This window comes from Pseudomonas sp. 1152_12, assembly GCF_052850675.1.
In genome coordinates this window covers 301,299-313,181 of the sequence record NZ_VXCW01000001.1, presented here as the reverse complement: position 1 = coordinate 313,181, position 11,883 = coordinate 301,299, and the positions used below count along the sequence as shown (strand labels likewise).

At 59.2% G+C, this 11,883-nt stretch carries 9 protein-coding genes and 1 pseudogene; 7 read left to right on the top strand and 3 right to left on the bottom strand.

The window, feature by feature from the left end; genetic code table 11:
• The first annotated feature begins 66 nt into the window (after positions 1–66).
• Entirely contained in the window at positions 67–1,710 is a 1,644-nt protein-coding gene (gene pgm, locus FW764_RS01290; protein WP_446432382.1) for a phosphoglucomutase (alpha-D-glucose-1,6-bisphosphate-dependent), read from the top strand.
• Positions 1,711–1,835: 125 nt separating this feature from the next.
• Here pgm and FW764_RS01285 read toward each other — a convergent pair whose 3' ends face one another.
• Positions 1,836–2,531 carry a pirin family protein gene (locus FW764_RS01285; RefSeq protein ID WP_446432381.1) on the bottom strand — a complete coding sequence of 232 codons (696 nt, stop codon included), beginning with the start codon at positions 2,529–2,531 and terminating at the stop codon, positions 1,836–1,838.
• Positions 2,532–2,751: 220 nt separating this feature from the next.
• On the opposite strand from FW764_RS01285, the gene FW764_RS01280 reads away from it, so the two are divergent.
• Positions 2,752–5,199 (top strand): UvrD-helicase domain-containing protein, encoded by a 2,448-nt coding sequence (locus FW764_RS01280; RefSeq protein ID WP_446432380.1) that lies wholly within the window; start codon positions 2,752–2,754, stop codon positions 5,197–5,199.
• A 92-nt stretch (positions 5,200–5,291) separates the two neighbouring features.
• On the opposite strand, the gene FW764_RS01275 is transcribed toward FW764_RS01280, so the two are convergent.
• A complete protein-coding gene (locus FW764_RS01275) occupies positions 5,292–5,564 on the bottom strand; it encodes a DUF1652 domain-containing protein (RefSeq protein ID WP_446432379.1) in 273 nt (90 codons plus the stop codon).
• 258 nt (positions 5,565–5,822) lie between these two features.
• Here FW764_RS01275 and FW764_RS01270 point away from each other — a divergent pair, with 258 nt between their 5' ends.
• From FW764_RS01270 to FW764_RS01255, 4 genes and pseudogenes are all read left to right on the top strand, one after another.
• Complete coding sequence (locus FW764_RS01270) at positions 5,823–6,632, top strand: helix-turn-helix domain-containing protein (protein WP_446432378.1); 810 nt, start codon at positions 5,823–5,825, stop codon at positions 6,630–6,632.
• Positions 6,633–6,681: 49 nt separating this feature from the next.
• Entirely contained in the window at positions 6,682–8,088 is a 1,407-nt protein-coding gene (locus FW764_RS01265; protein ID WP_446432377.1) for an NAD(P)/FAD-dependent oxidoreductase, read from the top strand.
• A 26-nt stretch (positions 8,089–8,114) separates the two neighbouring features.
• Positions 8,115–8,258 (top strand): annotated as a pseudogene (locus FW764_RS01260) (cupin domain-containing protein); the annotation flags it as partial.
• 102 nt (positions 8,259–8,360) lie between these two features.
• Positions 8,361–9,440: a polyamine ABC transporter substrate-binding protein gene (locus FW764_RS01255; RefSeq protein ID WP_446432376.1), complete on the top strand. Its 1,080-nt coding sequence runs from the start codon at positions 8,361–8,363 to the stop codon at positions 9,438–9,440.
• Positions 9,441–9,533: 93 nt separating this feature from the next.
• On the opposite strand, the gene FW764_RS01250 is transcribed toward FW764_RS01255, so the two are convergent.
• Positions 9,534–10,319, bottom strand: a complete 786-nt coding sequence (locus FW764_RS01250; RefSeq protein WP_446432375.1) for a response regulator transcription factor — start codon at positions 10,317–10,319, stop codon at positions 9,534–9,536.
• A 199-nt stretch (positions 10,320–10,518) separates the two neighbouring features.
• Here FW764_RS01250 and FW764_RS01245 point away from each other — a divergent pair, with 199 nt between their 5' ends.
• Positions 10,519–11,883 (top strand): APC family permease, encoded by a 1,365-nt coding sequence (locus FW764_RS01245; RefSeq protein ID WP_446432374.1) that lies wholly within the window; start codon positions 10,519–10,521, stop codon positions 11,881–11,883.

The window sequence follows — 11,883 nt, the reverse complement described above, 5'->3', positions numbered from 1 at the left end:
CGCGTAGTAGTCCAACTCTCAGTAAACTGTCGTTTTTCTCACAATCCTTCTTTTCGAGGTTTATGCATGACAATCAGTCCTTTTGCGGGCAAGCCAGCGCCAGCTCAGTTGCTGGTGGATATCCCGCGACTGGTCACGGCCTATTACACCGGGCAGCCTGATGCAGCGATCTCCACCCAGCGCGTGGCCTTCGGTACTTCCGGGCACCGTGGCAGCTCCTTCGAGCTGAGCTTCAACGAATGGCACGTGCTTGCCATCAGCCAAGCTATCTGCCTGTACCGTGAGGCCCAAGGTATTAACGGGCCTTTGTTTGTCGGCCTGGATACCCACGCGCTGTCGACACCGGCGGGTGCCAGCGCCCTCGAAGTGTTGGCCGCCAACGGCGTGCACGTGATGCTCGCCGAAGGCGATGAATACACGCCGACCCCGGCGATCTCCCACGCGATCATTTGCTACAACCGTGGCCGCACCAGTGGCCTGGCCGATGGCATTGTCATCACGCCGTCGCATAACCCGCCACAAAGCGGTGGATACAAGTACAACCCGCCCAACGGCGGCCCGGCCGATACCCACGTCACCCAGTGGATCGAAGCCAAGGCCAATGAACTGCTGGCCAACAAACTGGCCGGGGTCAAGCGCATCACCCACGCCCAGGCGCTCAAGGCGGATACCACGCACCGCCACGACTACCTCAACAGCTACGTGGCCGACCTGATCAATGTGATCGACATCGACGCCATCCGCAGCGCCGATCTGCGCCTGGGCGTCGATCCGTTGGGCGGAGCAGGGGTTCACTACTGGTCGGCAATTGCCGAGCACTATCGTTTGAACCTCGATGTGGTCAACACCGAAGTCGACCCCACCTTCCGCTTCATGAGCGTCGACTGGGACGGCCAGATTCGCATGGACCCGTCCTCCAGCTACGCAATGCAAGGCTTGATCGGCCTTAAGGAGCGTTTCGACGTCGCCTTCGCGTGCGACCCGGACCACGACCGCCACGGCATCGTCACCCCCACCGGCGGCCTGCTGGCACCGAACAACTACCTGGCAGTGTGCATCGATTACCTGTTCCAGAACCGTCCGCACTGGCGCGCCGATGCGTCCGTGGGCAAGACCGTAGTCAGCAGCGGCCTGATTGACCGAGTCACTGCGCGTATCGGTCGTCGCCTGTATGAAGTGCCGGTGGGCTTCAAGTGGTTTGCCGATGGCCTGTTCGAAGGTTCACTGGGCTTTGGCGGTGAAGAAAGCGCCGGTGCCTCGTTCTTGCGCAAGGACGGCACCGTGTGGAGCACCGACAAGGATGGCTTGATCCCGGCCTTGCTGGCGGCGGAAATGACCTCGCGCAAAGGCCAGGACCCAAGCCAGATCTACCGTGGCCTGACCGATGCGCTGGGCGAGCCGTTCGCGATTCGCGTCGACGCCAAGGCGACCCCGGCGCAGAAAGCCTTGCTGGGCAAATTGTCGCCGGCACAGGTCACATCCACGCAATTGGCCGGGGAGAGCATCCAGCAGATCCTCAGCCACGCGCCGGGCAACAACAAGGCGATTGGCGGCTTGAAAGTGATGACCGAGAACGGCTGGTTCGCCGCACGACCATCGGGCACCGAGGACATCTACAAGATTTACGCCGAGAGCTTTATTGGCGAAGATCACCTCAAGCAGTTGGTGGAAGAGGCGCAGGTGTTGGTCGACGGCGCAATCAGCCAGTAGTCACTAAAAACCGTGGGAGGGCGCTTGCTCCCGAGCGCGGTGAATCAGTCGATAGCTTAGTTGACTGACACACTGCCATCGGGAGCAAGCCCCCTCCCACAGTTGTTTTGGCCTTGGGCTTTAGATCAGGCCAAGTCGACTAGCACGATCTCGCTGTCCTCAATTGCCGTCACCTGCAAGACCTGCTCATTCTCAACTGCCACACCGTCTCGTGCTTGTGCACGCACGCCATTGACGTCAATCACACCGGTCGCCGGCACCAGATACGCACGGCGCCCGCTGTCCAGTTGATATGCAGCGCTTTCCCCAGCTTTCAAGGTGGCCGCCACCAAGCGGGCGTCTGCGCGAATACGCAGGCTTTCACTGTCACCGGTTTTGCCGCTGGCCAAGGTCACAAAACCCTCGCGATTGCCCTTGGGGAACGGTTTGGCGCCCCACGACGGCGGCAAACCAGCTTCATTCGGAATGATCCAAATCTGGAAAATCTTGGCTGGCGTGGCTTCCAGGTTGTATTCACTGTGGGCAATTCCGGTGCCTGCACTCATCACCTGCACATCGCCGGCCTCGGTGCGGCCCTTGTTTCCCAAGTTGTCGGCATGGCTGATGGCGCCTTCACGCACGTACGTGATGATTTCCATGTCGCGATGCGGGTGCTGCGGGAAACCGGTACCTGGCGCGATGATGTCGTCGTTCCACACTCGCAGGTTGCCCCAGTGCATGCGCTTGGCGTCATGGTATTCGGCAAATGAAAAGTGGTGATGGGCATCAAGCCAGCCATGGTGGGCGCCACCCAGGGTGTTGAAAGGTCTAAGTTCAAGCATGACAGGTCTCCTGTAGAGGAAGGCCATGATCCAACAGTGCATGATCGATAAAAAGCGTAAAAAATGCTGTATTCAGATCAAATAATTCGATTGGTTAATGATGTTTTGACTTTCACTTCATCGCCTAACTGCATGACAGCAAAGCAATTGGCTGGAACTCGACGCCGATTCCGGCGACCATGGCGACTTCGCCAAAACCAACCTCATCGCTGGAGTCCGCGTGCCGCAGCAAAAGCCTGATCTGCCCCCTGACCTACGCCCATTAGCCGAAATGCCTCTGTTGAAACGGCTGGCCGCGCGTTTATTCGGCCACGGCCTGACGCGTTTACGTGCGCAGCATCGGTTCTCCTGGTTGCATGGCCAAGCCGACGGTTTCCGCAGCGGGCACGAGGCCGGTGTGGAATATGGCTATCGCGAAGGTAAGGCTGAGGGTCTTGAAGAAGGCCGCCAGGTGTTGCTGATCCGCGACTCGCGCCCGGATGAACACCGAGCGCCTGGCGTGGATGACAGCCTGTTTGACGATTGGCGGCTGCCGCTTACCGCCGAGGTCAAGAAGCGCATGAAGACGGATGTGGCGCGCTTGCTGCCGGCGCACGCGCAGCCGAGTGTCGCGCAATGGAAAATGATCTTCAGCGACACACCTTCAACCTCGGTGATAGCTGGGGCCGGGGCCGGTAAATCCACCTCGCTGGTGCTGCGCATCCTGCTGCTCACCCACTATCTGGGTTTCGAACTGAGCTCGATGACCGTGGTGACCTTCACCCGCGAGTCGCGCAAGGACTTCATCAACAAGCTCATGGAAATTCTCAGCGTCTGGGGCCAACCCCTTGGCGTCAACGAGGCCCAAGCCGTTGTGCGCACCTTTCACTCGCGCATTCTGCCGATGGTGCGCAGCCTGCCTGGGTTTGAACGGCTGCAAGCGTTTGAAAACCTCAGCAGCGGTTTCGAGGACGCCGACAGCAACCCGTTCGACCTGCGCATCAGCGATGCCCAGCGCCAACAGATGAACGCCTGTTATTACCACTTGCACGGCCGACATGAGCGCTTTCGCGAGCTGATTGTGCCGTTGGCGCGCCATGGCCTGCAGCTCAAGGAGCTGGAGCGGGATCACCCGGATGTGCAAAAGCGTATGGCCGTGACCGAACTGGCGTCCAAGCGCGATGAAGAGCTTTGTGATGTGATCGAAGACCTGTGGTTTCGCGCGGGCGCCTGGCCGATCAAGGGCATTGAACCGAGCCGCGAGACCTTCGAAATCAATGGTGCGAAGTTTCATTGCCACGGCTATATCCCGGCGCTGGATGCCTGGGTAGTGCTGGGCTTCGATTCACGCGAAAACGCCCAGATCAGCCGGCCAAACGCGAAGCTTTCCGTGCGCGCGGAGTGGGCGGTAAAGCGCACCTTGTTTCAAGCTTTCTGTCGCAAGCCTTTGATATGGATTGATAATTATGAGTCGTCAAAACGTCTTTTAAGCAGTCTGGCCGGTGATGCGATTGCCGGCCCTGGTTTTGACTACAAAGTAAAGGGCGAGCTGGCCTCGGCACCGCTCCTTGACAGCTTTGTCATGGCTGCAGGGTTTATCGAAAACCTGGGGTTGGACGTACCGACGGCCGTCAGCCAAATGAGCTTCGCCAAGGACGACCCGGACCGCGGCTTCTTTGAAGCCCTGAGCATTTTCTGGAAAGCCCTGGAAGACCATCTGCTCGATCAATCGCCGCCGATCATGACCTACAACCGGATGTTCGCGTTGTTTGGCGAGAACACCCCGGAAAACCTCAAGCTCCTCAGCGACCCACTGCTGCGGCCGATGTCGCACCTGATGATCGACGAGTTCCAGGACGTATCGCCGCAGATCGTTTCGTGGATTCGCGCCAGCCTGCGTGAAATCCGTAGCCGTGGCCCGGCGATGCACGTGGGCCGTGGCGCGCAGCGCTCGTCTTTGTTGTGCGTGGGCGATGACTGGCAGTCGATCTACGGCTGGCGCGGCAGTTCGCCCAAGTACTTCATGGCGTTCAACAAGGAATTCCCATCACCCAGCACCACCCGTGTGATGCTCAGTGAGAACTACCGCAGCCACCAGCACATCATCGATGCTGCCGAGCATATCGTGCGTGCCGCACCGGCGATCCCCGGAAAAAAGGCCAAGGCCAGTGGTGAGCCGAAGGCTTTGGTTCCCGTGGCCGTGTTTGAGCGAGACGACGCGGCACTAGGGCGGCGGTTGCTGGAGCACTATCAAAAGGGTCAATCGATCCTTATGCTTTATCGAAAAAGTAGCGATAAGCTATTGATTCAAGAGCATATTCAGTCTGTAGTTGATGTGGATTCTAGCTTGCCGTCGCCTGCGCGTCGGTTGAAACAGCTGACCTACCACAGCGCCAAAGGCCTGCAAGCGGATGCTGTTTTTCTACTTGGGGATTGCCAGCATGTGACCAGTTCGCCTTACAAGAACCAAGTGTACCGCATGGCGGGCCTGGGCAAGGACGGCGATAGCGAGCCGTATGACAGTGCGCAAAGAGACGAAGTGCTGCGCCTGTCTTATGTCGGCATAACCCGAGCAGCGAGCCACTGCTATTGGTATGTGGAAAAGCCTGAAGGCCAAGGCGTGAATGTGCCTAGGGCTTCAGAGCGGGTAGATGGGAAAAAGGCGTTTTTCGACGATCAGCGCAGTTAGCGGATGCAGTGCGTTCAATTGTGGGAGGGGCTTATGTGGGCGCTGACTGGCCAGCTCCCACATGAGTTTTGTCTGGTCTGTCAGAGAGGGCCTCAGGCCCGCAACGACATCGGCGGTACAAAACACTCCAACTCATCCTCGATCGCCTCAATAATGCGCTCCACATCGGCCGCATTCATCACGGTGGCGCAGGGTATGCCGGCGATCGCAATCAGTGTTTCGCCACTCGTTCGGTCGAAGAGTCGGGCGACCATGCTGCCAGGGGCGTCCATGCTCCCCTCAAAGCCCATCGGATGAAAATGCCAGCGCATCAGTTGGCAGGCATTGGGGAATGTCACTTTATTCATGTTGCCCACCTTGTTCATTGAGCGCTTCCTTTAGCTCGCGGCAGGGGGCCATGACCTTCACTGGTCTTGGCATCGAAGAAGTTCAAAAATAGCACTCGTTCGCGCCTTCAAGGTGACTTTTTTGATCCCGTTCGGCAGTTGTTCTCGACTCATTTGATGTGGGTCATGTCCTACTCCCAACTAGGCAAAAAGCCACTAGTCAGATGCACCCTTTGCCCATTGAAGGTGCCGTTAAAATTCGGCACTCTCAACCGTTTATCCGTCGCAGAGCTCTCCATGCCCAGCATCGCCCCAGAGGATGATTGCCTGAACACCCAAGCCACCGGCGAGCTGGTCTTGCGGCACCATCTGTGTTGGCGTCATCGCGATTTGGACGGCGTGATGTCCTATTACCATCCCGAGATCCAGTACCACGACTTCTTCCAGAATCGCGTCATCGGATACGCCGAACTGCGTGAGTACCTGCAGGCCAGCATGCCGCGTGGTGCCGACGAGGCGATTGAGCACATCGACCGCATCCGCGCCGATGGCGACACTGCGTTCATTCAGTACCGCATCACCTTGCGCGGCGGCCAGGGCCTGGTGTCGTTTCGCACCAGCGAAGCGATCACCGTGCGCGATGGGCTGATCTGGCGAGTCAATGAATACGCCTCGCTGGTGCGCGAGCAGTCGTCGCAGGCGATGCGTCCCACGGTCAGCCGTCTGGGCCTGTCGCCCCAGCAATTGGGGCATATGGCCAAGGATCTGCAGCAATACTTCGAACTCAAGCAACCCTATCTGGACCCGGAACTGGATCTGCAACGGGTGGCCAATGAATGTGGTTACAGCCGCAATCAGATTTCCTACCTGTTGAACCAAGTGCTGGGACAGAGCTTCTACCGTTACGTCAACCTGGCACGGCTCCAGCATTTGCTGGCCGAGCTGGATAAAGCCCGGCCACCGATCAAGGTCGATGATCTGGCATTCGCCGCCGGTTTTAATTCGCTGTCGGCGTTCTACAGCGCATTTCGCCAGCACACCGGCCAATCACCCAAGGCCTACGTCAAACAAATTTCTCTGCGTGCACGCACGCAAGACAGCCCCTGACACCGCGCTCTAGGATTCCGCCTATCGAAACGAGGGTGGGGAGCTTGGCATGCCAGCATGGCGCACTATCAGTTTATGGATGGATCAGTTGGATGACCCGCTGGTAGCTCGGCCGTCTTTGGAGCATGACCTTGACGTCAACGTGGCCATTATTGGCGCCGGTTACACCGGCCTGTGGACCGCCTATTACCTGAAACGCCAGGCGCCTGAGCTGAAAATCGCGATTATCGAAGCACAGACCGCAGGTTTCGGCGCTTCTGGCCGCAACGGCGGCTGGCTGATGGGTAACTTGCTCGGCGAAGACCGCCTGCTAGCCGAGCTTTTGCCGCACCAGCGCCGCGCCTCCTTTGACCTGCTGCACGGCATTCCCGATGAAGTGGCCCAGGTGCTCGCCCGCGAAGGCATCGACTGCGACTACCGCAAGGGCGGCGCCCTGTACTGCGCCGCCCGCTACCCCGAGCAGGAAGGCAGCCTGCGCCGTTACCTCGACAAACTCCATGCCCAAGGCCTGACCGAAGACGATTACCGCTGGCTGAGCCCCCAACAGCTGGCCGAACAGATCCGTATCGCCAAGCCTTATGGCGGTATCTATGCACCCCACGTCGCGACCATCAACCCGGCCAAGTTAGTGCGCGGCCTGGCGCGGGTCGTGGAGAGCTTGGGCGTCAAGATCTACGAAAACAGCCCAGTCACCCACTGGCAGCCCGGCAGCCTGAGCACCGCTAAAGCGGGTGTGCGCGCTGCTTGGGTGGTGCCGGCGGTGGAAGGCTACGCGACGACGTTGCCGCCATTGGGGCGCTACCAGTTACCGGTGCAAAGCCTGATTGTGGCCACCGAGCCGCTTCCCGCCAGCATCTGGGACGAAATCGGCTTGAGCCACGGCCAGGCCTTCGGCGAAAGCAGCCGCCAGGTCACCTACGGCCAGCGTTCAGCCGACAACCGCCTGGTGTTCGGCGCGCGTGGCGGTTATCAGTTCGCCGGAAAGCTGCGCCACAACTTCGACCTGACTGACAGCGAAGTAGAGCTACGTCGCTACCTGTTCGGCGAACTCTTCCCACAGCTTAAAAACGTAAAGATTACCCACTCCTGGGGCGGCAACCTCGGCATGTCGCGCAATTTCCGCCCGCACATGCTCTGCGATCACAACACCGGCATCGCGCTGTCCGGCGGTTACGGCGGGGAGGGCGTAGGCGCCACCCACCTGGGTGGCCGCACCCTCGCTGACCTGATTTTGGGTCGCGACACGCCACTGACCACCCAGCCCTGGGTGATCCGCGAGGGTGGCCTGGGCGCGCTCAAGGCCTGGGAGCCTGAGCCGTGCCGCTGGCTGGGTTACAACGCGATCATCCGCAGTTTTGTCCATGAAGACCAGGTGTTGGCCAACCCCAACACCGCGCCGTGGCGCCGCAGGTTGGCAACCGGCGTGGCCGGGTTCATGGAAAGTTTCATGCACTAAGCCGTTTCACCCACACGGGAAAACCCATGAGCATCACTCAACTCAAAGACGCGCTGAATGCCCACTTACCGGACTCGTCACCGGTGGCTGTGCCCTTGGGCGACCCTGTCGCCGTGGCCTCGACCTTGAGTGTGGCGCGCAACGACGGCGTCGAAACCGGTATCTGGGATATCCAGGAAACCGAGCGCAAGACCTACGTATTGATTCTTTAACGCTTTGATCCTTGATCGCCTGCCATAAAAACAGCCCTAAAACCGCCAGGAAATCGAACCATGAAAGCCATTACCCTGTTGCCCTTGATGTTGCTGGCCTCTGTGAGCCAGGCCGCCGAGACGGTGAAGATCTACAATTGGTCGGACTACATTGCGCCGGACACCACCAAGAACTTCCAGAAAGAAACCGGCTTCGGTTTCAGCTATGACGTGTACGACAGCAACGAAACCCTCGATGGCAAGTTGATGACCGGCAAATCCGGCTATGACGTGGTGTTTCCGTCCAACCACTTCATGGCTCGGCAGATCCAGGGCGGCGCGCTGAAAAAACTCGACAAGCGCCAGTTGCCGAACTGGAAAAACCTCAACCCGGTGTTGCTCAAGGCCCTGGAGAACAACGACCCGGGCAACGCATACGGCTTCCCTTACCTGTGGGGCAGCACCGGCATTGGCTATAACATCGACAAGGTCAAAGCAGTATTGGGTGACAACGCACCGGTGGATTCCTGGGACCTGATCTTCAAGCCGGAAAACATGGCCAAGCTGCAAAAATGCGGCGTGGCGATTCTCGACAATGGCCCGGAGCTGCTGCCAGCGGCGCTCAACTACCTGGGCCTGCCGCACCACAGCAAAAAGGCCGAGGACTACAAAAAGGCTGAAGACCTGCTGATGAAGGTACGGCCGTACGTGGCGTACTTCCATTCCTCGAAATACACCGCCGACCTGGCCAATGGCGACATCTGCGTAGCCGTCGGCTTCTCCGGTGACATTCTGCAGGCCGAAAGCCGCGCCAAGGAAGCCAAGAACGGCGTGAACATCGGCTACAACATTCCCAAGGAAGGCGCGGCCATCTGGTTCGACATGGTTGCCATGCCTGCCGATGCGCCTGACGAAAAGGCCGGTTACGCGTTCATGAACTACCTGCTGCGCCCGGAAGTGATGGCCAGCATCACCAACTACGTGCACTACGCCAACGGTAATGCCGCGGCCGACAGCCTGGTGGCCCCGGCGATCAAATCGGATACCAAGGTGTACCCGAGTCCGGAAATGATGGGCAAATTGTTTGCCCTGGAAGCCATGCCGCTAAATATCGACCGGGTGCGTACGCGGGTGTGGAACACCATTCGTACCGGCCGCTGAATAATGGAGGAACGGGCTTTTCTATGGCGAGCGGGCTTGGCACAACAAGCCCGCCCGCCAAAATAAGGCTGCTCATCACAAACGCGCGTGCAATCAGGGATTTTCCAGATCATGCCCCAACGACTGGATAAACAACGAAAACAGCTCCGGCTGTGACGAAATATCCAGCTTCGCGTACAGATGCCGCCGGTGCACCTTCACCGTGTCCGGCGAGATCTTCAAACGCTCGGCCATGGCCTTGGACGAGAACCCGCGCAGCACCAGGCGCGCGACTTCCAGCTCGCGCTCTGACAGCACGCCGCTGCCGAAGTGACTCAGCGCATCCCTGATCTGGCTGTCCATGGCCGGCGCCCGCTGGGTGCTTTGCTGCCAATGCTGGTGCATCAACGGCAGCACCCATGCCGCCAATGTGGTCAGCAGGCCAGTCTCCTCAAACGTGAACCGGCGTTGCATGCCCAGCGACAATGACAAGGTGCCGACACCCGGCAATTGCAGGATGACCTGCACTTCGTCTTCCAGCACGTTGTCGTGGAAGTAGCTGAGGAAATACTCACTCTGGCGAAAATGGTCCGGCGCGACTTCCTCCAGGCGGTACACGCCACTGGCATAGCCTTCGCGGTAGGCCTGGTAAAACGGGTCGAGCAAATACAAGCCGTTGAGGTACACCAGCATCGACGCCGGTTTGCTGCTGGGCTGTGCGTCGTATTCCTCCAAGGCCTGGGGTGGGCCATCGAGCGGATAGAAAATCGCCAGCGCGTTATCGAACGGCAGACACTGGTGCAGCAGCAGCACCAGTTGCTTCCAGAACCGCTCGGTGCCGATGTGCCCGACCGTGCGGCCGAGACCGGCGTGCATGCCAACTTCTCTGAACAGGCTCATGTGACAGGCTCCCGCCAGCAAAAGATCGGCCAAGGGTTCGGCTTTTAGCGAGTACCGTCAAGGGGAGTACGCCAATAGGGGAATTGGCGGGCACAGACGCAGCGGTTACTTTTGCCTGCATCCAGTGGGAAACATATCCCGCAAAAGCCCGACCTTTCGTTTCTGCCTCCTACCAAAAACAACGACAGAGGATAACGATATGAGTGCTTCCCCCGCGCCAGACGGCGTGCTCAAACCCACCCTAAGCGTTTTCGATGTAGTCGCCATCACCGTGTCAGCGGTGACGCCGGCCAGTTCCGTGTTCGTGATTGCGCCGTTTGCCATCCAACAAGCGGGCAGTGGTGTATTCCTGGCGTTTGTGATGGCCGCCGTGCTCGCACTGATGTTCGCCTTCTGTTACGCCGAACTTGGTCGTGCGCACAACAGCGCCGGTGGTGAGTATGTGTATGCCAAGCGGGTGTTTGGCGGCATGGCCGGTTATGCGACCTTTTTGACCGTGCTGGTAATGTTGCTGTTTATCCCACCAGTCTTGGCCACGGGGGCGGCGACCTACCTGAACAATGCCCTGGGGACTAAATTCGACTCACAAACCGTCGCCCTGGTGATCGTGGTGAGCAGCTACGCCTTGGGCATCCTCAATATCAAACTCAACGCTTGGATCACCGGCACGTGCTTGCTGCTGGAAGTCGCGGCGTTGCTGGTGATCGTGTTTATCGGCTTCGGCAATCCGATACAGCCGGTCAGCGTGTTGTTTGCGCCGCAAATCGTCGAAAACGGCGTGCTGCACCTGGCGCCCTGGGGGTTGGTGATGGGTGCGGTCGGTATCGGTTTGTTTTCGTACAACGGTTATGGCCCGGCCGTGTTACTGGCCGAAGACATGAAGTGCGGCGGCAAAGGCGTGCACAAAGCCGTGTTGTGGTCCCTGGGGTTGGTGGTAGTGATCGAATTGGTGCCCATCACCGCACTGCTGATCGGCGCCCCCTCGTTGAGTGCCATGATCAGCAGCCCGGACCCTATCGGCTACCTGCTGACCAGTCACGGCAATGAAACCTTGTCCCGACTGGTCAGCGCAGGGATCTTCCTGTCGGTGTTCAATGCGATTGTCGCGATCGTCATCCAGATTGGCCGCGTGGTGTTCAGCAGCGGCCGCGATGCGTTGTGGACCCCGCGTATCAACACGCTGTTCACACGCATTCACCCGCGCTGGGATTCGCCGTGGCTGGCGACCTTGTTCCTGGCCATTCCGTCGGCATTGTTGAGTTTCAGCTCCAACCTGGCAGACCTGACGTCCTTCACCGTGTTGCTGATTATCCTGGTGTACTTGGCGGTGGCCTTGTGCGCCTTGATGAGTCGGGTGCTGCTGCGTGATCGCGAGCATCCCTATCGCATGCCACTGTGGCCGCTGCCGGCGGTGCTGGCGGTGCTGGGCGCCGGTTATCTGCTGGTGACCTTGATCTACGCGGCGTCGGTGCGCGACATCATGATCATCATCGGTGTGCTGGCGTTGTCGGTGATTTTGTATTGCATCAGTGGCCGGTTGAGTCCGGCCTATCAAAAACTGTAA